At 68.0% G+C, this 22,744-nt stretch carries 17 protein-coding genes, 1 tRNA gene and 1 pseudogene; 10 read left to right on the top strand and 9 right to left on the bottom strand.

What is annotated here, in order from left to right; all coding sequences use genetic code 11:
- Positions 1–4: 4 nt before the first annotated feature.
- Positions 5–2,731: a DNA polymerase I gene (gene polA / locus ACHBTE_RS23740; RefSeq protein WP_394726063.1), complete on the bottom strand. Its 2,727-nt coding sequence runs from the start codon at positions 2,729–2,731 to the stop codon at positions 5–7.
- Between the two features lie 171 nt (positions 2,732–2,902).
- Between polA and ACHBTE_RS23735 the strand changes: the two genes are divergently transcribed.
- The 7 genes from ACHBTE_RS23735 to ACHBTE_RS23705 all read left to right on the top strand — a co-directional run bounded on the left by ACHBTE_RS23735 (position 2,903) and on the right by ACHBTE_RS23705 (position 12,543).
- Positions 2,903–5,182: an FdhF/YdeP family oxidoreductase gene (locus ACHBTE_RS23735; protein ID WP_394726062.1), complete on the top strand. Its 2,280-nt coding sequence runs from the start codon at positions 2,903–2,905 to the stop codon at positions 5,180–5,182.
- Between the two features lie 70 nt (positions 5,183–5,252).
- Complete coding sequence (locus ACHBTE_RS23730) at positions 5,253–5,741, top strand: PaaI family thioesterase (protein ID WP_394726061.1); 489 nt, start codon at positions 5,253–5,255, stop codon at positions 5,739–5,741.
- Positions 5,742–6,841: 1,100 nt separating this feature from the next.
- Entirely contained in the window at positions 6,842–8,071 is a 1,230-nt protein-coding gene (locus ACHBTE_RS23725) for a branched-chain amino acid ABC transporter substrate-binding protein (protein WP_394726060.1), read from the top strand.
- Positions 8,072–8,187: 116 nt separating this feature from the next.
- Entirely contained in the window at positions 8,188–9,117 is a 930-nt protein-coding gene (locus tag ACHBTE_RS23720; protein WP_394726059.1) for a branched-chain amino acid ABC transporter permease, read from the top strand.
- 23 nt (positions 9,118–9,140) lie between these two features.
- Positions 9,141–10,952, top strand: a complete 1,812-nt coding sequence (locus ACHBTE_RS23715) for a branched-chain amino acid ABC transporter permease (RefSeq protein WP_394726081.1) — start codon at positions 9,141–9,143, stop codon at positions 10,950–10,952.
- Positions 10,953–10,957: 5 nt separating this feature from the next.
- On the top strand, positions 10,958–11,830 hold the full coding sequence (locus ACHBTE_RS23710) for an ABC transporter ATP-binding protein (protein WP_394726080.1): 873 nt from the start codon (positions 10,958–10,960) through the stop codon (positions 11,828–11,830).
- The gene (locus ACHBTE_RS23705; protein WP_394726058.1) at positions 11,827–12,543 is read left to right on the top strand and encodes an ABC transporter ATP-binding protein; all 717 of its coding nucleotides are present in this window, start codon (positions 11,827–11,829) and stop codon (positions 12,541–12,543) included. Before ACHBTE_RS23710 ends, ACHBTE_RS23705 begins: the two co-directional genes overlap by 4 nt.
- Before the next feature lie 75 nt (positions 12,544–12,618).
- Here the strand turns inward: ACHBTE_RS23705 and ACHBTE_RS23700 are convergent, their stop codons facing one another.
- Positions 12,619–13,275, bottom strand: coding sequence for an ANTAR domain-containing response regulator (locus ACHBTE_RS23700; RefSeq protein WP_394726057.1), 657 nt, complete (start codon positions 13,273–13,275; stop codon positions 12,619–12,621).
- A 97-nt stretch (positions 13,276–13,372) separates the two neighbouring features.
- On the opposite strand from ACHBTE_RS23700, the gene ACHBTE_RS23695 reads away from it, so the two are divergent.
- Both ACHBTE_RS23695 and ACHBTE_RS23690 read left to right on the top strand, forming a co-directional pair.
- Positions 13,373–13,459, top strand: a tRNA-Leu gene (locus ACHBTE_RS23695).
- A gap of 78 nt (positions 13,460–13,537) precedes the next feature.
- Positions 13,538–14,326, top strand: a complete 789-nt coding sequence (locus ACHBTE_RS23690) for a helix-turn-helix domain-containing protein (RefSeq protein WP_394726056.1) — start codon at positions 13,538–13,540, stop codon at positions 14,324–14,326.
- Positions 14,327–14,372: 46 nt separating this feature from the next.
- Here the strand turns inward: ACHBTE_RS23690 and pyk are convergent, their stop codons facing one another.
- Both pyk and ACHBTE_RS23680 read right to left on the bottom strand, forming a co-directional pair.
- Entirely contained in the window at positions 14,373–15,809 is a 1,437-nt protein-coding gene (pyk, locus tag ACHBTE_RS23685; protein WP_394726055.1) for a pyruvate kinase, read from the bottom strand.
- 167 nt (positions 15,810–15,976) lie between these two features.
- Complete coding sequence (locus ACHBTE_RS23680; protein WP_394726054.1) at positions 15,977–16,684, bottom strand: SIMPL domain-containing protein; 708 nt, start codon at positions 16,682–16,684, stop codon at positions 15,977–15,979.
- A gap of 137 nt (positions 16,685–16,821) precedes the next feature.
- On the opposite strand from ACHBTE_RS23680, the gene ACHBTE_RS23675 reads away from it, so the two are divergent.
- Positions 16,822–18,627, top strand: a complete 1,806-nt coding sequence (locus ACHBTE_RS23675; protein ID WP_394726053.1) for a bifunctional metallophosphatase/5'-nucleotidase — start codon at positions 16,822–16,824, stop codon at positions 18,625–18,627.
- Between the two features lie 21 nt (positions 18,628–18,648).
- On the opposite strand, the pseudogene ACHBTE_RS23670 reads toward ACHBTE_RS23675, so the two are convergent.
- From ACHBTE_RS23670 to ACHBTE_RS23650, 5 genes and pseudogenes are all read right to left on the bottom strand, one after another.
- A pseudogene (locus ACHBTE_RS23670) lies at positions 18,649–19,382 on the bottom strand (IS630 family transposase).
- Between the two features lie 134 nt (positions 19,383–19,516).
- Positions 19,517–19,891 carry a hypothetical protein gene (locus ACHBTE_RS23665; protein WP_394726052.1) on the bottom strand — a complete coding sequence of 125 codons (375 nt, stop codon included), beginning with the start codon at positions 19,889–19,891 and terminating at the stop codon, positions 19,517–19,519.
- A gap of 4 nt (positions 19,892–19,895) precedes the next feature.
- Positions 19,896–21,596 carry a hypothetical protein gene (locus tag ACHBTE_RS23660; RefSeq protein ID WP_394726051.1) on the bottom strand — a complete coding sequence of 567 codons (1,701 nt, stop codon included), beginning with the start codon at positions 21,594–21,596 and terminating at the stop codon, positions 19,896–19,898.
- Between the two features lie 69 nt (positions 21,597–21,665).
- Positions 21,666–21,980, bottom strand: a complete 315-nt coding sequence (locus ACHBTE_RS23655) for a hypothetical protein (protein ID WP_394726050.1) — start codon at positions 21,978–21,980, stop codon at positions 21,666–21,668.
- A gap of 5 nt (positions 21,981–21,985) precedes the next feature.
- On the bottom strand, positions 21,986–22,711 hold the full coding sequence (locus ACHBTE_RS23650) for a VWA domain-containing protein (RefSeq protein ID WP_394726049.1): 726 nt from the start codon (positions 22,709–22,711) through the stop codon (positions 21,986–21,988).
- Between the last annotated feature and the right edge of the window lie 33 nt (positions 22,712–22,744).

Raw genomic sequence — 22,744 nt, 5'->3', positions numbered from 1 at the left:
GGGGCTAGTGTGCTGCGGACTCCCAGTCGGGGCCCGCGCCGACCGAGACGCCCAGGGGGACCCTGAGGGCGACCGCGGTGGCCATTTCTCGGCGGACCAGTTCCTCGGCCGCGGCGCGTTCGCCGGGGGCGATCTCCAGGACGATTTCGTCGTGGACCTGGAGAAGCATGCGGGAGGTGAGGTTCGCCTCGCGCAGGGCACGGTCCACATTGAGCATGGCGATCTTGACGATGTCCGCCGCCGTGCCCTGGATGGGGGCGTTGAGGGCCATGCGCTCGGCCGCCTCGCGGCGCTGGCGGTTGTCGCTGTTGAGGTCGGGGAGGTAGCGGCGGCGCCCGAAGAGCGTCGCCGTGTAGCCCGTGGCCCGTGCCTCGTCGACCGCGCGGCGCAGGTAGTCCCGGACGCCGCCGAAGCGCTCGAAGTACGCGTCCATCAGGGTGCGGGCCTCGGACGCCTCGATGTTGAGCTGCTGGGAGAGGCCGAAGGCCGACAGGCCGTACGCGAGGCCGTACGACATCGCCTTGATCTTGCGGCGCATCTCCGCGTCCACCGCGGCCGGTTCGACGGCGAACACCTGGGAGGCGGCCGTGGTGTGCAGGTCCTCCCCCGAGGTGAACGCCTCGATCAGGCCCTCGTCCTCGGACAGATGGGCCATCACGCGCAGCTCGATCTGGCTGTAGTCCGCCGTCATCAGGGACTCGAAGCCCTCACCGACGACGAAGCCCCGGCGGATCGCCCTGCCCTCGTCCGTGCGGACCGGGATGTTCTGCAGGTTGGGGTCCGTGGAGGACAGCCGGCCCGTCGCCGCGACCGTCTGGTTGAAGGTGGTGTGGATGCGGCCGTCCGCGGCGATCGTCTTGATCAGGCCCTCGACGGTGACGCGCAGCTTCGCCTGCTCGCGGTGGCGGAGCATGATGACCGGCAGTTCGTTGTCGGTCTGGGTGGCGAGCCAGGCCAGGGCGTCGGCGTCGGTGGTGTAACCCGTCTTCGTCTTCTTCGTCTTGGGCAGGGCCAGTTCGCCGAAGAGGACCTCCTGGAGCTGCTTGGGCGAGCCGAGGTTGAACTCGTGCCCGGCCGCCGCGTGCGCCTCCTTCACGGCCTGCTGCACGGCGCCCGCGAACATCTGCTCCATGGCCTCCAGGTGGGCCCGGTCGGCGGCGATGCCGTGCCGCTCCATGCGGGCCAGCAGGGCGGAGGTCGGCAGCTCCATGTCTCGCAGCAGGTCGGCCGCGCCGACCTCCTCGAGACGGCTCTCGAAGGTCTCGCCCAGGTCGAGGACCGCGCGGGCCTGGATCATCAGCGCCTCGGCCTCGGCGCCGTCGTCCGTGCCGAAGGCCAGCTGACCGTCGGCCGCGGCGGCCGGGGCCAGCTCGCGGTGCAGGTACTCCAGGGACAGCGCGTCCAGGTCGAAGGAACGGCGGCCCGGCTTGACCAGGTAGGCGGCGAGCGCGGTGTCCATGCGCACGCCCTCGATGCTCCAGCCGTGCTCGGCGAAGACCCGCATCGCGCCCTTGGCGTTGTGGAACACCTTCGGCTTGCCGGCGTCGGCGAGCCAGGCCGCGAACGCCTTCTCGTCGGCCTCGTCCAGCTGCGACGGGTCGAACCAGCCGGCCGCTCCGTCGGCCGCGGCGAGGGCGACCTCGGCGACCGAGCCGGTGCCCAGCGCCCAGGCGTCGACGGTGGCCACTCCCAGGGCCTCGCCGGCGTGCTCCGCCAGCCAGGGAGCCAGCTCGCCGGTGCCGAGCACCGAGCCGTCCAGCTCCACGCCGTCGGTGGAGATCGGGGTGGCCTCCGCCTCCTCCGCGCCGGGGTCGACGGCGAAGAGCCGCTCGCGCAGGGACGGGTTACGGATCTCCAGGGTGTCCAGGATCATCGCGACGGCCTTGCGGTCGTACGGCACGCGCGTGAGGTCGGCGACGGTCCTCGGCAGCTCGACGCCCCGCTCCAGCTCGGTCAGCCGGCGGTTGAGCTTGACCGACTCCAGGTGATCGCGGAGGTTCTGTCCCGCCTTGCCCTTGACCTCGTCGACCCGCTCGACCAGCTCGGCGAACGAACCGAACTGGTTGATCCACTTCGCGGCCGTCTTCTCGCCGACGCCCGGGATGCCCGGCAGGTTGTCGGACGGGTCGCCGCGCAGGGCCGCGAAGTCGGGGTACTGCGCGGGCGTCAACCCGTACTTCTCGAAGACCTTCTCCGGGGTGAACCGGGTCAGCTCGGAGACGCCCTTCGTCGGGTACAGCACGGTGGTGTGCTCGCTGACCAGCTGGAAGGAGTCGCGGTCACCGGTGACGATCAGGACCTCGAAGCCCTCGGCCTCGGCCTGGGTGGCGAGTGTGGCGATGACGTCGTCCGCCTCGAAACCGTCGATCGCGAAGCGCTGGGCGCCCATCGCGTCGAGCAGCTCACCGATCAGCTCGACCTGGCCCTTGAACTCGTCGGGGGTCTTGGAGCGGTTCGCCTTGTACTCGGTGAACTCCTCGGAGCGCCAGGTCTTGCGGGACACGTCGAAGGCCACGGCGAAGTGCGTGGGCGCCTCGTCACGCAATGTGTTGGCCAGCATCGACGCGAAGCCGTAGATCGCGTTCGTCGGCTGGCCCGTCGCGGTCGTGAAATTCTCCGCGGGCAGCGCGAAGAACGCGCGGTAGGCCAGCGAGTGCCCGTCCATGAGCATCAGGCGGGGCCGGCTGCCGCCGGGGTTGGTGTCGGTCTGCTTCGCTGCTGTCTCTGCCACGCCCCCGATCCTGCCACGCCCCACTGACAGTCGGTCCTCCTCGGGGGTACGGCCGCAGTGAGGGGGGCGCGGCGGGGGTGGGCGGGCCGGTACCCCATCACCCCCCGTTGTCCGTGCCGCGTGCGAGGATCGGAGACCTAGCTCACACGTGTACACGAAGGAGAGTGCGCGATGGCCACCAAGCCGCCCAAGGGTGATCCGGTCCAGGACGCGCCCCAGGTAGCCGAGCCGAAGCACGCGGCGGCGGGGCTGCCGGCCATCGGGCACACCTTGCGGATCGCGCAGCAGCAGATGGGCGTGAAGCGCACCGCGCTGACCCTGCTGCGGGTCAACCAGAAGGACGGCTTCGACTGCCCGGGCTGCGCCTGGCCGGAGCCCGACCACCGGCACAAGGCGGAGTTCTGCGAGAACGGCGCGAAGGCGGTGGCCGAGGAGGCGACCCTGCGACGGGTCACGCCGGAGTTCTTCGCCGCGCACCCGGTGGCCGACCTGGCGAACCGGAGCGGCTACTGGCTGGGGCAGCAGGGGCGGCTCACCCACCCCATGTATCTGCCGGAGGGCGGCACCCACTACGAGCCGGTGACCTGGGAGCGCGCCTTCGACATCATCGGCGAGGAGATCACCGGCCTCGGCTCCCCCGACGAGGCAGTCTTCTACACCTCCGGGCGCACCAGCAACGAGGCGGCGTTCCTCTACCAGCTGTTCGCGCGCGAGCTCGGCACGAACAACCTGCCGGACTGCTCGAACATGTGCCACGAGTCGTCCGGATCCGCCCTCTCCGAGACCATCGGCATCGGCAAGGGCAGCGTCCTGCTGGAGGACCTCTACAAGGCGGACCTGATCATCGTCGCCGGGCAGAACCCGGGGACGAACCACCCGCGCATGCTCTCCGCCCTGGAGAAGGCCAAGGCCGGCGGGGCGAAGATCATCACCGTGAACCCGCTGCCCGAGGCCGGCCTGGAGCGGTTCAAGAACCCGCAGACCCCGCAGGGCATGCTCAAGGGCGCCGCGCTGACCGATCTGTTCCTCCAGATCCGCATCGGCGGCGACCAGGCCCTGTTCCGTCTGCTCAACAAGCTGGTCCTTGAGACCGAGGGCGCGGTCGACGAGGAGTTCGTCCGCGAGCACACGCATGGCTACGAGGAGTTCGCCGAGGCCGCCCGCGCGGCCGACTGGGACGAGACGCTGACGGCGACGGGTCTCACCCGCGAGGACATCGACAAGGCCATGACGATGGTCCTCGCCTCGCGGCGCACCATCGTCTGCTGGGCCATGGGCCTGACCCAGCACAAGCACTCCGTGCCGACCATCCGCGAGGTCGTCAACTTCCTTCTGCTGCGCGGCAACATCGGCCGGCCCGGCGCGGGCGTGTGCCCGGTGCGCGGCCACTCGAACGTGCAGGGCGACCGCACGATGGGCATCTTCGAGCGGCCCGCCCCGGCGTTCCTGGACGCCTTGGAGAAGGAGTTCGGCTTCGCGCCGCCGCGCGAGCACGGCTACGACGTCGTACGGGCCATCCGCGCGCTGCGCGACGGTGAGGCGAAGGTCTTCTTCGCGATGGGCGGAAACTTCGTGGCCGCCACACCCGACACCGACGTCACCGAGGCGGCCGTGCGGCGCGCCCGGCTGACCGTGCACGTGTCGACGAAGCTGAACCGCTCGCACGCCGTCACCGGCGCCCGCGCGCTGATCCTGCCCACCCTCGGCCGCACCGAGCGCGATCTCCAGGGCGGCGGCGAGCAGTTCGTGACCGTCGAGGACTCCATGGGCATGGTGCACGCCTCCCGTGGCCGGCTGGAGCCCGCGAGCGCGCATCTGCTGTCGGAGCCGGCCATCGTCTGCCGGCTGGCACGCCGCGTGCTGGGCGAGAACAGCGCCACGCCCTGGGAGGAGTTCGAGAAGGACTACGCGACGATCCGGGACCGTATCGCGCGTGTGATCCCCGGCTTCGAGGACTTCAACGCGCGCGTGGCCCGCCCCGGCGGCTTCACGCTCCCCCACGCCCCGCGCGACGAGCGGCGCTTCCCGACGGCCACCGGCAAGGCCAACTTCACCGCGGCGCCGGTGGAGTACCCCGAGGTCCCCGAGGGCCGGCTGCTGCTGCAGACGCTGCGCTCGCACGACCAGTACAACACCACGATCTACGGCCTGGACGACCGTTACCGGGGGATCAGGAACGGCCGCCGGGTCGTCATGATCAACCCCGAGGACGCCCGGCGGCTGAACGTCGCCGACGGCTCGTACGTCGATCTGGTCGGCGAGTGGAAGGACGGCGTCGAGCGGCGCGCGCCCGGCTTCCGGGTGGTGCTCTACCCGACGGCGAGGGGCTGCGCAGCCGCCTACTACCCGGAGACCAACGTCCTGGTCCCGCTGGATGCCACCGCGGACACCAGTAACACCCCGGCCAGCAAGTCCGTGATCGTGCGTCTGGAACAATCGGCGACCGACTGAGCGTTTGCTCAGTCGACGTCACTCCGCTGACGACGACACCGAGTGATCACGACGAACGGAGCCGGGCCCCATGGGCGAGCAGCAGCACGTGAAGTTCCCGCAACAGGTCATCGACGAGTACGCCGCGCTCGGCGTCGACCTCCAGGCCCTGTTCTCCGCCGGACACCTCGGGACGCGCATGGGCGTCCAGATCGTGGAAGCCTCCGCCGAGCGCGTCGTCGGGACCATGCCGGTGGAGGGGAACACCCAGCCGTACGGGCTGCTGCACGGCGGCGCCTCGGCCGTCCTCGCCGAGACGCTGGGGTCGGTGGGGTCGATGCTGCACGGCGGCACCTCCAAGATCGCGGTGGGTGTCGACCTCAACTGCACCCATCACCGGGGCGCCCGCTCCGGCCTGGTCACCGGCGTGGCCACACCGCTGCACCGGGGCCGCTCGACCGCGACGTACGAGATCGTGATCAGTGACGAGCAGGAGCGGCGCGTGTGCACCGCGCGGCTGACCTGCATGCTGCGGGACGTGAACCCGAGCGACGAGGAGCGCGTCCGTCCGGCGAACTGAGGCCGGCACCGGGACCCCGGGGGTCGCCGCACCGGGACGACGGAGGTGTCGCCGCCCCGAGCGTGGGGCGGCCGGCGCGGACCGGTCAACTCCCGTACACCACCCCGGCGTTGAACCCGAGCGCCCGGCGGCATACCGTCAGGGCATGACTACGGCAGGAGCGCGCCGGACGGGGGCCGCACCCGCACCGGCCCTGCCGGCCGCCCCCTCGGCGGCCGGCCGCGGGGACCAGGGCACGAGCGGCGCCGCTGCCCGACCGCGGGCGAGCGCCAACCCCCCTCACTCGTCCGCCACTTCACCGTCCCGGCCACGCACGAGCGTCGTACCGTCCCCGCCACACACGAACGTCGCACCGTCCCCGCCACACACGAACGTCGTAGCGGACCGCCGGCACGGAAAACCGACCGGCGGCATCCGCATCGACCACCGGTCGACGGACCCGTCCGTCCGGCCAAGCGCCGTATCACGCAAGGCCGTTGAGGCCGCCCGGGCCGGGCGTGGGGGTGCGGACGACGCGGCGGCCGGCGGGCGGATCGGCCGGCTGATCGGCCACAGGCCACCTGAGTTGCGCGTGGAGCGCCACAGAAACGGCGAGCCGACCGGGGGTCCATGGGACTGAGTCCGACAATCGGCAATTCCACTTTCGTGCCCCCTACACGAAAAAGGGGAGGCGCGCCGAACTCCTTTCACTCGCGTAACTCTGTGTAATGCGGCTGCAATGAAAGCGGCCGACTCTCCCTCGATGATCACCTTTCCCGCAGGCCCCGGGAGCGCCCCTGGTAACCTCCGGCGGCGGACCCGGTAATCACCAAAACTTGTGAACACTCGTGAAGAAGCTACGCGCGAACGCTGCGAGTTCTCACTATGTGGACAGGGCGAATCGGCTGGAAATCCTCCGTTCCCCCCACGGAGTACCGCTCAGGAATACGTCGTGTCATAACAAGAGCGTCACAGCCTTGGTCAGAGCCTCCTCCATGTTCCCCACACACGCTTAGAGTCACGGCCAGTCACCGAGCCATCGGATTCGAAGTCACTTCGGCCCAGCGCTCGACTCGGCGCGTTCCACGGGGAACCGCCGTGCCAGGGAAAGGACCTGATTCGTGCGTCAACGTTCGATCATCGCCATAACCGCCGCGCTCGCGGCGGGATCGCTGACACTCACGGCATGTGGGTCGCGTGACGACGACGGCGGCAGCAGCAACGGCGACAAGACCACAGTAGTGATCGGCCTCGACGCCCCGCTGACCGGCGACCTGTCGGCCCTCGGCCTCGGTATGAAGAACTCCGCCGACCTGGCCGCCAAGACGGCCAACAAGAAGGAGTTCGTCAAGGGCGTCGAGTTCAAGATCGAAGCCCTCGACGACCAGGCGCAGCCCTCCGTCGGCCAGCAGAACGCCCAGAAGTTCATCAGCAACAAGGACGTCCTCGGCGTCGTCGGCCCGCTGAACTCCAGCGTCTCGCAGCAGATGCAGAAGCCGTTCAACGACGCCGGCCTGACCCAGGTCTCCCCCGCCAACACCGGCACCGAGCTGACCCAGGGCGACGGCTGGAAGACCGGCGACTCGGTCCGCCAGTTCAAGACCTTCTTCCGCACCGCCACCACGGACGAGATCCAGGGCGCCTTCGCGGCCGACTACCTGTACAACAAGGCCAAGCTCAAGAAGGTCTACCTGATTGACGATCAGAAGACCTACGGCGCCGGCCTCGCCGCCTCCTTCAAGACGAACTTCACCAAGTTCGGCGGCCAGATCGTCGGCACCGACCACATCAACCCCGACGACCGCGACTTCAACGCCGTCGTCGCCAAGATCAAGAAGACCGGCGCCCAGGCCCTCTACTACGGCGGCGAGTACCCGGCCGCCGGCCCGCTCAGCCAGCAGCTCAAGGACAGCGGCCAGAACATCCCGCTCATGGGCGGCGACGGCATCTACTCCGGCGAGTTCCCGAAGCTGAACAAGAAGGCCGAAGGCGACCTCGCCACCTCCGTGGGCAAGCCCGTCGAGCAGCTCGACTCCGCCAAGACGTTCATCAAGGACTACGAGGCGGGCGGCTACGAGGACGACTACGAGGCCTACGGCGGCCTCACCTACGACGCCACCTGGGCCATCATCGAGGCCGTCAAGCTGGCCGTCGAAGGCAACGACGGCAAGGTTCCCTCCGACGGCCGCAAGGCCGTCCTGGACGCCATGGCCAAGGTCAAGTTCGACGGCGTCACCGGCACCATCTCCTTCGACGAGTTCGGTGACACCACCAACCACACCATGACCGCATACAAGGTCAAGGACAACGCCTGGGCGCCGGAGTTCAGCGGCGAACCCAAGCTCGGCTGACGAAGGACGAGTCAGAGAAGCCCATCCCACTCACACATTGATCCAGGCCGCGCGGGAAGTGCCCACCAGCGCTCCCGCGCGGCGCCATATCCGAACCACTCCACGGAGGCCCTGCGGTGAACGAACTGCCGCAACAGCTGGCCAATGGACTCATCCTCGGCGCGATGTACGGACTCATCGCGATCGGCTACACGATGGTCTACGGCATCGTCCAGCTCATCAACTTCGCCCACGGCGAGATCTTCATGGTCGGAGGCTTCGGGGCCCTCACCATCTGGTTGGTCCTCCCCGACGGCTTCGGCCTCGGGGCAGCAGTCCCCCTCATGATCATCGGTGGCGTCCTCGTCTCGGTCGCCGTCGGCACCGCGGCGGAACGCTTCGCCTACCGGCCACTGCGCACAGCGCCACGACTGGCACCACTCATCACCGCCATCGGCCTGTCCATCGTCCTCCAGCAGGCCGTATGGATGTGGTACCCGGACGCGAAGAAGGACGTCCCCTTCCCGCAGTTCCACGGCGACCCCATCGAAATCCTCGGCGCCAACATCCAGCGCGGTGACCTCTTCGTCCTCATCGCCGCCCCGCTCTGCATGATCGCCCTCGGCCTGTTCGTCACCAAGACGCGCTCCGGCCGCGGCATGCAGGCCACCGCCCAGGACCCCGACACCGCAAAACTCATGGGCATCAACACCGACCGCATCATCGTCATGGCCTTCGCCATCGGTGCCGCGTTCGCCGCCATCGCCGCCGTCGCCTACGGCCTGAAAAACGGCCAGGTCGGCTTCCGCATGGGCTTCCTGATGGGCCTCAAGGCCTTCACCGCAGCCGTCCTCGGCGGCATCGGCAACATCTACGGCGCCATGCTCGGCGGCATCGTCCTCGGCGTCGCCGAATCCCTCGCCACCGGCTACGTCGGCGACATCCCCGGCATGGAACTCTTCGGCGGCGGAGCCTGGAAGGACGTGTGGGCGTTCAGCCTCCTCATCCTCGTCCTGCTGTTCAGACCACAAGGCCTGCTCGGCGAACGCGTCGCGGATCGGGCGTGATACCCATGACCACCGAAATCCCCATGGACAAGACCACCGACACCCCCAAGGTGTCCACCGCCCCGGCCACCCCCATCATCCCGCTGCCGCACGCCGCGGCACGCGGACTGACCGTCGCCGGCTCCGCCCTTGCCCTCATAGGCACCTTCCTCGCCTGGACCTGGACCGAGGAATTCCCCGGCAACCTCACCGTCACCGGCTACCCGGGCGGCCTCCAGGTCCTCACCCTCTTCGGCTCCCTGCTCACCCTGCTGTTCGCCCTCTCCGGCTACGGCATCCGCGGCCTCGGCTGGCTCACCCCCGGCGGCAAGAACAGCCCCGTCCTGCTCGCCGCCCTCGGCGTGTTCGGCACCACGGGCTACGCCATCGGCGCCATCACCCAAGAACTCGGCGGACTCGTCAACCTCGAGCCCGGCGCCTGGGTCTCCGGCATCGGCGCCCTGGTCGCCCTCATCGGCGCCCTCGGCCTCCCCGTCGACAAGCCCTACGACGCCTCGGACCCCACCCCCGGACTCTGGGGCCGAATCCGCCACTCACTCACCGCCCCCGAACCCGGCCGAGCCAAGGAACTGCCCTCCTGGGTGGAAATCCTCATCATCGCCGCAGGCTTCGGCGTCGGCCTGTACGTCTTCTCGTACGGCATCGGCACCGAATACTCCGAACTGTTCATCGGCTTCCTCATCGTCGCCGCATTCGGCTTCACCGCCGTCACCCGCGCCGGCCTCCTGAAGCGACTGTCAGCACTGACCGCCAAGCACCGCAACGTCACCCTCGGCGCGGCGTTCGCAGCAGCGATCTGCTTCCCCTTCACCCAGACCAACGACCAGTTCGCCCTCATCGGCGCAAACATCCTCATCTTCGCCACGGTCGCCCTGGGCCTCAACGTCGTCGTCGGCCTCGCCGGCCTCCTCGACCTCGGCTACGTCGCCTTCCTCGGCGTCGGCGCCTACGCCGCCGCACTGGTCTCCGGCTCCCCCGCCTCCACCATCGGCGTCAAGTTCCCCTTCTGGGCAGCCGTCCTCACCGGCGCCCTCGCCTCGCTGATCTTCGGCGTGGTGATCGGTGCCCCCACCCTGCGACTGCGCGGCGACTACCTCGCCATCGTGACGCTCGGCTTCGGTGAGATCTTCCGCATCACCATGAACAACCTGAACGGCAACAGCGGCCCCGACGTCACCAACGGCTCCAACGGCATCCCCCAGATCCCCGACCTGGAGATCTTCGGATTCAACCTCGGAGTCCCACACAACGTCCTCGGCCACGAACTCACCCGTTCCGCCAACTACTACCTGCTGATGCTGCTGTTCACGGCAATCGTCGTCATGGTCTTCCGCCGCTCCGCGGAATCCCGCATCGGCCGCGCCTGGGTCGCCATCCGCGAAGACGAAACCGCCGCCACCGCCATGGGCATCAACGGCTTCCGCCTCAAGCTCCTCGCCTTCGCACTCGGCGCCGCCCTCGCCGGCCTCGCCGGCACCGTCCAGGCACACGTGTCCTACAGCGTCACCCCCGAGCAGTACCAGTTCGCCGGCTCCGTACCCCCGAACTCGGCCTTCCTGCTCGCCGCCGTCATCCTCGGCGGCATGGGCACCATCAGCGGCCCGCTCATCGGCGCCGCGCTGCTCTACCTCATCCCGGCCAAGCTCCAGTTCATGGCCGAATACCAACTGCTCCTCTTCGGCATCGCGCTGATGTTCCTGATGCGCTTCCGCCCCGAGGGCCTGGTCGCCGACCGCAGGAAGCAGCTCGAATTCCACGAGACCGGACAGCTCGACGTACCGGAGGACAAGCCATTGCCCGAAGGCGCGACCGGCGTCGCGAAGGCAGGGGCGTGACCGCCATGACCACCACCACAACCGCACCCACCACCACAACGGTGCTCGACGCAAGCGGCGTCACCATGCGCTTCGGCGGCCTGACCGCCGTCCGCGACGTCGACCTCACCGTCAACACCGGCGAAATCGTCGGCCTCATCGGCCCCAACGGCGCCGGCAAGACAACCTTCTTCAACTGCCTCACCGGCCTCTACGTGCCGACCGAAGGCAAAGTCGCCTACAAAGGCACCGTCCTGCCACCCAAGCCACACCTCGTCACCCAGGCCGGCATCGCCCGAACCTTCCAGAACATCCGGCTCTTCGCCAACATGACCGTTCTGGAAAACGTCCTGGTCGGACGGCACACCCGCACCAAGGAAGGCCTCTGGTCAGCCCTCCTGCGCCTGCCCGGCTTCAAAAAAGCCGAAGAGGCGTCCCGCGCCCGCGCCATGGAACTCCTGGAGTTCACCGGCCTCGCCGCCAAGGCCGACCACCTCGCCCGCAACCTGCCCTACGGCGAACAGCGCAAGCTGGAAATCGCCCGGGCCCTCGCGAGCGAGCCCGGCCTGCTCCTCCTCGACGAGCCCACCGCCGGCATGAACCCGCAGGAAACCCGGGCCGCCGAAGAACTCATCTTCGCCATCCGGGACCAGGGCATCGCCGTCCTCGTCATCGAGCACGACATCCGGTTCATCATGAACCTCTGCGACCGGGTCGCCGTGCTCGTCCAAGGCGAGAAGATCGTCGAGGGCCCCGCCGAGGTCGTCCAGGCCGACGAGCGCGTCATCGCCGCCTACCTCGGTACGCCCTTCGAGGGCGCGCCGGGCGCGGCGGAAGCCGCCGAAGTCGAGGCTGCGGAGGCCGACGCGCAGAGCACCACGGAAGGGGACGACAAGTGACCGCACTGCTCGAGGTCGAGGACCTCAGGGTCGCCTACGGCAAGATCGAGGCCGTCAAAGGCATCTCGTTCAAGGTGAACGCAGGCGAGGTCGTCACCCTCATCGGCACCAACGGCGCCGGCAAGACCACCACCCTGCGCACCCTGTCGGGTCTGCTCCAGCCGCTGTCCGGCGAGATCAAGTTCGACGGCAAGTCGCTGAAGAAGATCCCCGCCCACAAGGTCGTCTCACTGGGACTCGCCCACTCCCCCGAGGGGCGGCACATCTTCCCCCGCATGACGATCGAGGACAACCTCCGCCTCGGCGCCTTCCTGCGCTCAGACAAGGAGGGCATCGAGAAGGACATCCAGCGCGCCTACGACCTGTTCCCCATCCTCGGGGAGCGCCGCAAGCAGGCCGCGGGCACCCTGTCCGGCGGTGAGCAGCAGATGCTCGCCATGGGACGGGCGCTCATGTCCCGCCCCAAGCTGCTCATGCTCGACGAGCCCTCCATGGGCCTCTCCCCGATCATGATGCAGAAGATCATGGCGACCATCCAGGAGCTCAAGTCCGCGGGCACCACCATCCTGCTCATCGAGCAGAACGCCCAGGCCGCGCTCTCCCTCGCCGACCACGGCCACGTCATGGAGGTCGGCAAGATCGTCCTCTCCGGCTCCGGACAGGACCTCCTGCACGACGAGTCGGTACGCAAGGCGTACCTCGGCGAGGACTGATCACCCTCTGCAACGAATGAGGCCCGTGCCCCCCCGGTCAGGGGCACGGGCCTCACTCAAGCCACTCGCGCGAAATCAGCCCTTGGCAGCCTTCTTCTCCTCGGCATCCTGAATGACCGCCTCCGCGACCTGCTGCATCGACATCCGACGATCCATCGAAGTCTTCTGGATCCAGCGGAACGCCGCCGGCTCGGTCAACCCGTACTGCGTCTGAAGAACCGACTTCGCCCGGTCCACCAGCTTGCGCGTCTCCAGGCGCAGGGTGAGGTCAGCGACCTCCTTCTCCAGCTCCTTCAACTCCGTGAAACGCGAGACGGCCATCTCGATCGCCGGCACGACATCACTCTTGCTGAACGGCTTCACCAGGTACGCCATGGCACCCGCGTCCCGAGCCCGCTCCACCAGATCCCGTTGCGAGAACGCCGTCAGCATCAGCACCGGCGCGATGCTCTCCTCAGCGATCTTCTCGGCCGCGGAGATCCCGTCCAGCTTCGGCATCTTCACATCGAGGATGACCAGGTCAGGGCGGTGCTCACGGGCCAGCTCGACGGCCTGCTCACCGTCACCGGCCTCACCGACGACGGTGTAGCCCTCTTCCTCGAGCATCTCTTTGAGATCGAGCCGGATCAGTGCCTCGTCCTCGGCGATGACGACACGGGTCGTCAGCGGAGGCACGTGCGACTTGTCGTCGTCGGGCGCGTCTACGGGCTGGGGCGACTCGGGGGCGGTCACGGGGGCTCCTCGTTCAGGGGCAGGGGTGCTGCTGACAAGAGCCTACCTAGCTGCAGGTCGCTACAGTGACCCGGTATGCTTCCGTGCAGCCACTCTCGCCGGGTTGGCGCAACTGGTTGACGCGGAGGTCTCAAACACCTCTGTCCGCAAGGACGTGTGGGTTCGAATCCCATACCCGGCACCAAGAAAGCGGATGTTCACGTTCTCGTGAACATCCGCTTTTTACTGCATGTGGTCACGATCGGTGACTCAGAGTGGCCGCATGACCTTCCATGGCACTGAAGTACGACAGAAGGCACTCGCGCTCCTACGCGGCGGCGTCAGGAACGCAGAAGTCGCTCGCACACTTGATGTCCCACCGGGCACCATCGCGTACTGGAAACACCTGGACCGTGCGAAACGCGGCGAGTGCCCAGGGAAGCACGATCCGAAGTGCCCGCGATGCGATGGCCGAGACCTCGACACGGTGGCGTACAGCTACTTGCTCGGTCTCTACTTGGGCGACGGCCACATCAGTCACTACTCCGAGCACCGGGCACCCAACCTTATGATCGCGTGCGACGAATCGTGGCCCGGGCTGATGAACGCCTGCGAGCAGGCCATGCGCGCGGTCTTCCCCGACAACTCCGTCTGCCGGGTCCGCAAGATCGGCTGCCGCAACGTGAAGGTGTACTCAAAGCACCTGCACTGCCTGTTCCCTCAGCACGGGCCAGGCAAGAAGCATGAGCGCACCATCACCCTCGACCCCTGGCAACAGGACATCGTCGACGCGCACCCCTGGGAGTTCATCCGCGGCCTCATCCACTCCGATGGCTGCCGTATCACCAACTGGACCACTCGACTGGTCGCCGGTGAGCGCAAGCGCTACGAGTATCCGCGCTACTTCTTCACCAACAAGTCATACGACATCAGGAAGCTCTTCACGGACGCCCTCGACAAGGTCGGCGTCGAGTGGACCACCCTCGCCCGCGGCAGTGACCCGTTCAACATCTCCATCGCCCGCAATGCCTCCGTAGCCCTCATGGACACCCACGTAGGCCCCAAGCACTGACCACCACAAAGGGCCCCTCCTCAACTTCAAGAGGGGCCCTCGCCCGCTACTTCGGGCTGTCGTCCTCCCCGATGTGATGCACTCGCACCATGTTCGTCGAGCCCGACACTCCGGGCGGTGAGCCCGCCGTGATGACGACCGTGTCGCCCTTCTTGCAGCGGCCGTACTTCAGGAGCAGTTCGTCCACCTGATCGACCATGGCGTCCGTCGAGTCGACGTGTGGGCCGAGGAATGTCTCCACGCCCCAGGTCAGGGTCAGCTGGGAGCGTGTGGCGGGTTCCGGGGTGAAGGCGAGGAGTGGGATCGGGGAGCGGTAGCGGGACAGGCGGCGGGCGGTGTCGCCTGACTGGGTGAAGGCGACGAGGAAGCGGGCGCCGAGGAAGTCGCCGATTTCGGCTGCCGCGCGGGCGACGGCGCCGCCTTGGGTGCGGGGTTTGTTGCGGTCGGTCAGGGGTGGTAGGCCCTTGGTGAGGATGTCTTCCTCGGCGGCTTCGACGATCTTGGCCATCGTCTGGACCGTCTCGATGGGGTATTTGCCGACGCTTGTCTCGCCGGAGAGCATCACGGCGTCTGTGCCGTCGATGACGGCGTTGGCGACGTCGCTCGCCTCGGCTCTGGTGGGGCGGGCGTTGTCGATCATGGAGTCGAGCATCTGGGTGGCGACGATGACCGGTTTGGCGTTGCGCTTGGCCAGTTTGATGGCGCGTTTCTGGACGATCGGGACTTGCTCCAGTGGCATTTCGACGCCGAGGTCGCCTCGCGCGACCATGATGCCGTCGAAGGCGGCCACGATGTCGTCGATCGCGTCGACGGCCTGCGGTTTTTCCACCTTGGCGATGACCGGGAGGCGGCGGCCTTCTTCGTCCATGATGCGGTGGACGTCTTCGATGTCGCGGCCGGAGCGGACGAAGGAGAGGGCGATGACGTCGAAGCCGGTGCGCAGCGCCCAGCGGAGGTCTGTTTCGTCCTTCTCGGAGAGTGCGGGGACGGATACCGCGACGCCGGGGAGGTTGAGGCCTTTGTGGTCGGAGACCATGCCGCCTTCGGCGACTGTGGTGTGGACGTGGGGGCCGTCGATGGAGGTGACTTCGAGGGTGACTTTGCCGTCGTCGACGAGGATGCGTTCGCCGGGGGTGACGTCGGCGGCGAGGCCGGCGTAGGTGGTTCCGCACTGGTGGCGGTCGCCTTCGGCCTCTTCTTCGACGGTGATGGTGAAGGTGTCTCCGCGTTCAAGGAGTACGGGGCCTTCGGTGAAGCGGCCGAGGCGGATCTTCGGGCCTTGAAGGTCGGCGAGGATGCCGACGCTGCGGCCGGTCTCGTCGGAGGCCTTGCGCACGTGTTGGTAGCGCTCCTCGTGTTCGGCGTGGGTGCCGTGGCTGAGGTTGAATCGGGCTACGTCCATTCCGGCGTCGACCAGTGCCTTTATCTGGTCGTAGGAGTCGGTGGCGGGGCCCAGGGTGCAGACGATCTTTGCTCGGCGCATGTTTCGACTCTATGACTTACCGGCGGGTAGAGAATTGGTGGCGTGTGACTGCCCAACGACCTTTGCATGAAGGGCCATTGACAAGTGTTGAGTTGTGCGGTGGGGCGCTCCTTTGAGCAATTCGGGGTACCCCGCCGGGGGGATGCGCTTTGTGGGGGGCTTGGCGGTCATAGTTGGGGTGGCGTCATGGTGAATCGGGCGTTCACCTCGGCGTGGACGTGCTGGCGCTGGGGTTCGAGGTCGAGCGGGGTGGCCGTGGTGTCTTCTGGGGTGCCGTAGGCCATGGAGCGCATTCGGCCGCCGGCGGGGGGTGGTGGGGGGTTCTCGGTGCCGGTGTCGGCGAGTTCCACGAGTGCGGCCAGGGAGGTTCCGAGTGCTTCGGCGTATTCCCGGGCGCGTTGTACTGCTTCTCGTACGGCTTGCTGTCGTGCTTCTCGGTGGGCGGGTGAGTCGGGGCGTAGTGCCCACGAGGGGCCGTCTACTCGGGTGAGTTCCAAGTCGGCCAGGCGGGTGGTGAGTTCGCCGAGGGCGGTGAAGTCGGTGAGTGCGGCGGTGATGTGGACGTGTCCGTGGTAGGCGTGGACGCGTTCGCCGCGGCCTTTGTCTTTTAGTTCGGGGCTGAGGGAGAGGGCGCCGGTCTCCAGTCGTTCGACGGCGTCGCCGTAGGTCTTGATGAGGTCGAGGACGCCTGCGTTGCGGCGGGTGAGGTCGTCCAGGGCGGTGCCGCGGTCTTTGCCGCGGGAGGTGACGGTGATGCCGATGCGGGCGATTTCGGGGTCGACTTCGAGGTGGGCTTCGCCGCGGACGGCGATGCGGGGGGCGTCGGGGGTGCCGTAGGGGGTGGGGGGCGGTTGTTCCTGTGAGGGCGCGGTCATACGTCCCACTCTGTCATTGCTTGCTTGGTTACGGCCCCTACTGGTCATCAGATCGAAACCTGCGGGGGCTGTTGCTGCTCGCCATGCTCAGGTCAGAATCTACGCGCGTTGTTGGCCGTTCCCCGTGGGAGATGCACATGCCGTTGGACCGCCGGAAGTTCCTGAAGAAGTCTGCCGTGACCGGAGCGGGGGTGGCTGTGGCCGGTGCGGTGGGTACGCCGGCGGCCCAGGCGGCCGAGCCGGCGAAGGGCTCCCGCCCGCGGAAGCGGTACGCGCTGACGGTGATGGGCACGACCGATCTGCACGGCAACATCTTCAACTGGGACTACTTCAAGGACGCGGAGTACTCCGATGCCAAGGGCAATGCGAAGGGCCTGGCGCGGGTCTCGACGCTGGTGAATCAGGTGCGGGCGGAGAAGGGCCGCCGCAACACGATGCTCATCGACGCGGGCGACACCATCCAGGGCACCCCGCTGACCTACTACTACGCCAAGGTCGACCCGATCACCGCCAAGGGCGGTCCGGTCCACCCGATGGCGGCGGCGATGAACGCAATAGGGTACGACGCGGTGGCCCTCGGCAACCACGAGTTCAACTACGGCATCGAGACGCTGCGCAAGTTCGAGGACCAGTGCCACTTCCCGCTGCTGGGTGCCAACGCGCTGGACGCGAAGACGCTGAAGCCCGCCTTCCCGCCGTACTTCATCAAGAAGTTCCGGGTGCCGGGTGCCCCGCCGGTCAAGGTCGCGGTCCTCGGTCTGACCAACCCCGGCATCGCGATCTGGGACAAGGCGTACGTCGAGGGCAAGATGGTGTTCCCCGGTCTGGAGGAGCAGGCCGCGAAGTGGGTGCCGAAGCTGCGCTCGATGGGCGCGGACGTAGTGGTCGTGTCGGCGCACTCGGGTTCGTCGGGGACGTCGTCGTACGGTGATCAGCTGCCGTACATCGAGAACTCGGCGGCGCTGGTGGCTCAGCAGGTGCCGGGCATCGACGCGATCCTCGTGGGGCACGCGCACACGGAGATCGCGGAGCTGCTGGTGAAGAACGAGAAGACGGGGAAGACCGTCGTGCTGTCGGAGCCGCTGTGCTACGCTCAGCGGCTGTCCCTGTTCGATTTCGAGCTGGTTCTCGACAGGGGCTGCTGGAAGGTCGAGGCGGTCAAGGCGTCGGTGCGCGACTCGAAGACGGTCGCCGACGACCCGAAGATCTCCAAGCTGCTGAAGGACGACCACGACATCGTCGTGGAGTACGTCAACCAGGTCGTGGGCACGGCGACCGAGAAGCTGACGACGGTCGACGCCCGCTACAAGGACGCCCCGATCATCGATCTGATCACCAAGGTTCAGGAGGATGTGGTGAAGGCGGCGCTGGCGGGCACGGAGCATGCCTCGCTGCCGGTGCTCTCCCAGGCGTCGCCGTTCTCCCGGACCTCCGAGATCCCGGCCGGCGATGTGACCATCCGGGATCTGTCGAGCCTGTACGTGTACGACAACACGCTGGTCGCGAAGCTGATGACGGGCGCGCAGATCAAGGCGTACCTGGAGTATTCCGCAGAGTACTTCGTGCAGACCGCGCCGGACGCTGCCGTCGACGTGGAGAAGCTGACGAACGCGGGCAACCGCCCCGACTACAACTACGACTATGTGTCGGGGCTGTCGTACGAGATCGACATCGCGTCGGCGGCGGGTTCGCGGATCAAGAACCTGGCCTTCGGCGGGGCCGCTCTCGACGACGCCCAGAAGTTCGTGTTCGCCGTGAACAACTACCGGGCCAACGGCGGTGGCGCGTTCCCGCATGTCGCGTCGGCTCAGGAGCTGTGGTCGGAGTCGACGGAGATCCGGACCCGGATCGCGGAGTGGGTGACCGCGAAGGGTGTGCTGGACCCGAAGGACTTCGCGTCGGTGGACTGGAAGCTGACGCGCAACGGTACGCCGGTGTTCTAGGCCCTGCCGTTCTGATCAGGACTAGTGTCCTGAGTCAGGAGTACGGTTCAGATATCCGGCGAGGCGTTCGAGGATCTCGTCCGCGGTCTTCGTCCAGACGAAGGGTTTCGGGTCTTGGTTCCAGGTCCTGATCCAGGTGCGGGCGTCCTTCTCCAGGGCCTGGACGTTCTTGTGGACGCCTCGCCGTATCTGCTTCGTCGTCAGCAGCGCGAACCACCGCTCGACAGAGCACCAGCGCATGCTCGGGCGGGGCGAGATACAGCCCGACCACGTCACGGACCTTCTCGATGAACTGCGGATCCTTCGAGAGCTTGAACGTGCCCACCAGGTGCGGCTTGAGAGCCGAAAGTGTGCCAGATCCGTGCGATGGCCGACTGCGACAGCCCTACTTCCCTGGCCATCGACCGCGTCGACCAATGCGTGGCGTCCTTGGGCGTGGCCTCCAGCGTCTTGACGACCACTTCCTCGACCTGCTCGTCGGTGATCTTCCTGGGGCCGCCCGGACGCGGCTCGTCGGTCAGGCCCTCCAGCCGGCCCCGCACGCACCGGGTCCGCCACCGGCTCACCGTATGCGCCTCCACGCCCAGCCGGGCCGCAACATCCCTGTTCGAAGCGCCCGTTGCACTCTCCAGCACAATCCGGCACCGCAGAGCCGGCGCCTGGGAGGACGTCCGGCGTCTCGCCCAGCGTGTCAACGTCTCGCGCTCGTCATCGGTCAGCACCAGCTCGGCCTTCGGCCGTCCCGTCCTCGCCAACCGGCCATCATGCCGAACCACCCTCGACTTACGCAGCGAATCCTCGGCTCAGGACACTAGGGGTCGGGTCCGGGGCGAAGGCCGGTGGGTTTCTCCACCGGCCTTCGGTATGCCCGCCTGCTCTGCGACGGGCGTCAGAGCAGGCTGTTGACGCTGGTCTGGATGGCGGCCACGTCGCCGGCGACGGCGGCGGTGGCCTGCACGCCGGGGGCGATGAACCCGAGCCAGCGCAGCAGAACGTTGCGGCGCGGCTCTTCCCGGGTGAGTTCCGCCTCGACTCGTTCGGCGGCGTCGACGAGTTCTGCGCCGTCTTCGTAGGTGTCCTGGTTGTCGTGGATCTGCTGGCGCAGCAGGCGTGCGGCTTCGCGGAGTTCGCAGATGGCGGCCTCGCGGTCGGTGTCGGCGGTGGTGCCGACGGTGGCCGTCGAGTGGTCGAGGGCGACCGCGCTGCTGTCGATGCTGATGTCTCCGCCGGCGCTGATGCCGCTGTTGTTTCCAGTTTCTGACATGTCGTCACCTTCTTCTGTTGACGGGTGGGGGGGTCGGGGCGGTGGCAGGTCCTGCGGGCCCCTGGGGCGCAGAGGCGCCGCCCTGCTGGCCGCCGCGCCGGAACCTCTGGGCGATGCTGCCGCCGACGCCGACGGCGGAGTCGCTGACCGTCACGTTCCCGCCGGCGTAGAGGCCGGAGTTGTAGATGGTGGTCTGGCGTTGGACGAGGTCGCTGGAGTCGATGTTGTGGTCCTCCATGAACTCCACCAGTGCGGCCAGCACCCGGTGTTCGACCGTCTTGGCGTACAGTTCCCGGTCCAGTTGCTGGAAGTAGCGGTAGTACAGCTGGTCGCTGGCCGCGTCCCGGATGCTGAAGGACGCTCCGTAGTTGAACTGGCGGTGGCGGATCTCCCGGGCCTGGCGGCGTTGTTTGCGGTGTTCGATGAGGGGTGAGAACAGTCCGGCGACGGCCGAGAAGGGTGCCCCGAAGAGCAGGCCCGGCGTACGCCGCCCGGCGCCGGAGACCAGGGCCACCCACTGGCGCAGGGTGGGGGCGTCGAGGAGCTGGTCCGCGATGCGGTACTGCTCGCGCACCGGGGCGAGCAGGGAGCTGCTGCCTTCGATGAAGAGCATTTTGCCGTCGGAGAGCAGCGCGCACCGCAGGAAGAGGGTGGTGGCCAGTTCGCCGCTCCAGCCGGTGACGCGGATGGCCAGGTAGGGGCGGGCTCGGCCCTTGCCGTCCTCACGCAGGTCGCGCAGGAGGTCCGGCAGTACCTTCTCCTTGGGTGGCCCGTCGGTGTCGGGCAGCAGGTGCGCGCGGGTGCGGTCGTCGACTCCGTAGAGCAGGTCGCCGCCATTGACCAGCAGGAGGTTCTCGACGTGCACGCCGGGCAGTTTGAGGTCCGCCACCTGGGCGGCGAGATGGTCGTTGAGCTCGTGGACGGTGAAGGGCACGATCTGCTTGCCCTCTTCGGGGCGTGCGGTGTCCACGGCGAACGACCAGGTGCTGGTCACCGGTCCGTAGCCGACGAAGGGGGCGTAGAGCGAGAAGACGACGACGTTGCCCCGGTCGCGTCGCTCGATCTCCTGGATGCGCTGTCGTTGCTGGGGGCTGACCGGTTCGGGCGCCTGGTCGGGCACGAAGTTCTCGCGTCTGAGCTGCCGGGCGACGACGCCGTAGTGCACGGTGAGGGATTCGACGGCGACGATGAACCATGCGGCGAGGAAGCCCAGGAACAGCGAGGCGCCGAAGGAGAAGGGCAGTGTGATGAGGATGGCCAGGAGCAGCAGCGCGAGCACGGTGTCCCGGCGGGCCTGACGGCGGCGGGCGGCCAGGGCGTGCCGGAGTACGCAGCCGAGATCGACGCCTGGTGACGAGGCGACGGCGCGGCGCGGTTCTTCGACGATCTGCTCCACGGCTTGGCGGGCGAACTTGGTGTCCGTGTGGACGGCGGTGCACAGATACCTGGTGACGTCGCGGGCGAAGCGTGGTGCGGACGTGGGTGGTGGGGCGGGTGCGGGTGCTGACGGCACGGTGACGACGGGGCGTGTCACGGCGACCGGGGGTGGCGCTGAGCGGGCCGGCGGTGGTGCGGCGCGTCTGGCGGGCGGGGTCGTGCCGCTCATCGGGTCGAAGACGCGTACGGCGCCGCAGGTGCTGCAGCTGGTGAAGTTGCGGTCGTTGGCGGCTCCGCAGCGCGGGCACTGAGGACTGGGTGCGGTCATGGTCTTCTGCCTCCTCTCGGAGAGCGCGGGTGTACGGTGGCCGGCGCCGTGCGGGTTCACGGGCGTCGGTCAGTGGCCGGGCGGCAGGTTGTCCGGGGGCTGCTGCGGGTGCCGGGACGTCTTCGGGTCGGGCTGCTCGGTCGGTTCGGTGGGTGCCTTCTTGCGCGGGGTGACGCGTTCAGCCGGCTCGTCCGGCTGCTCGGACGGTTTCTTGTGCTCCTTGAGGTGCGGGGAGCGTTCCGGCGATGTGCTGTGCGTCGGGCGGGGTCCGGCGTCGGCTTCGACGTCCGGGGACAGCAGGCGCAGCAGGACGGCGCATGTCGCGAGGGCGGTGGCGGTGAGCAGGAGCCGGTGGGGCTGCCTGGTGGCATGGTGGGCGGGCACGGTGATCAGTCCATGTACTCGGCCGAGACGGTCAGGTATTCCTCGCTGACCGGCTGCGGGGTGAAGCCGGGCGCGGAGCGGGGGATCTGCATCTCTCCCGCGCGTGAGGAGGCGACCAGCGAGTTCAGCAGGCTGCCGAGTGCCTCGAGAAGCGCGTGGTCCTGGTGGGTGCCGGCGTCGGCGAGGAAGGCGGCCTTGGTGGCGACCTTGCTGAGCACATCCGGGTTGGCGGCGCCGAAGCCGTAGCTGATGACGTGCGGGTAGCGGGGCCAGGAGCGGTCGACCAGGCGGCGGAACGCGTCGTGCCAGCCCTCGTCGGTGGGGGCGCCGTCGGTGAGGAGGAACATGACCGGCCGCAGGACGGACATGCCCAGGGAGCGCAGTTCGTCGACGTCCGTCTCGATGCGGCCTCGTACGAGGTCGAAGGCCGCGGAGTAGTTGGTGAGTCCTTTGCACACGACTTCCGGCATGACCGGGATCCGGTCGAGGTCCGTCATTTCGATGATCAGGTGTGCGTCGCTGGAGAAAGCGATCAGGGACATGTGGGCGAATTCCGAGACGCGGGGGCTCTCGGAAATCGCGGCGTGCAACTGCGAGAGGGTCTGGTTGAGGGTGTTCTGGTGCGGCGCCATCGAACTGGAGGCGTCGATCACGAGATAGGTCGGCAGGCATTTCTGCCGCATCTGGTAGACGTTGGGGTCCTGGCCGGGCACGGCGTCGTCGTAGGTCATCTGCATTCCTCTTCTGCTTCTGCGGTTCGCGTG

Source organism: Streptomyces sp. M41 (genome assembly GCF_043673425.1).
GTDB lineage: Bacteria > Actinomycetota > Actinomycetes > Streptomycetales > Streptomycetaceae > Streptomyces.
The sequence above is the reverse complement of the archived record's forward strand: the minus strand, read 5'-3'. Positions and strand labels throughout refer to the sequence as shown.